At 68.0% G+C, this 384-nt stretch carries 1 protein-coding gene; it reads left to right on the top strand.

Annotated elements, in window-relative coordinates:
- Nucleotides 1-30 precede the first annotated feature (30 nt).
- The coding region (locus tag FLQ44_RS20185) for a lactate/malate family dehydrogenase (RefSeq protein ID WP_439144954.1) at nt 31-384 on the top strand (354 nt) is incomplete at its 3' end.

The raw sequence follows: 384 nt of genomic DNA, 5'->3' as shown, positions 1-384 counted from the left end.
CCACCCCAGAAGACGACACAGGACCCTCCCATGAAGACCCCCGTCCGCGTTGCAGTCACCGGCGCCGCCGGCCAGATCGGCTACTCCCTGCTGTTCCGCATCGCCTCCGGCGAGATGCTGGGCAAGGACCAGCCCGTGATCCTGCAGATGCTCGAGCTGCCAATGGAGAAGGCCCAGGCGGCACTCAAGGGCGTGATGATGGAGCTCGAAGACTGCGCCTTCCCGCTGCTGGCCGGCATGGTCGGCACCGATGACCCGGAAGTGGCCTTCAAGGACGCTGACGTGGCCCTGCTGGTCGGCGCCATGCCGCGCGGCCCGGGCATGGAGCGCAAGGACCTGCTGCTGAAGAACGCCGAGATCTTCACCGTGCAGGGCCGCGCCCTG

This window comes from Vogesella mureinivorans (assembly GCF_007644035.1).
In the GTDB taxonomy this organism is placed as follows: Bacteria; Pseudomonadota; Gammaproteobacteria; order Burkholderiales; family Chromobacteriaceae; genus Vogesella; species Vogesella mureinivorans.
This window is presented reverse-complemented; position numbering and strand designations above follow the sequence as displayed.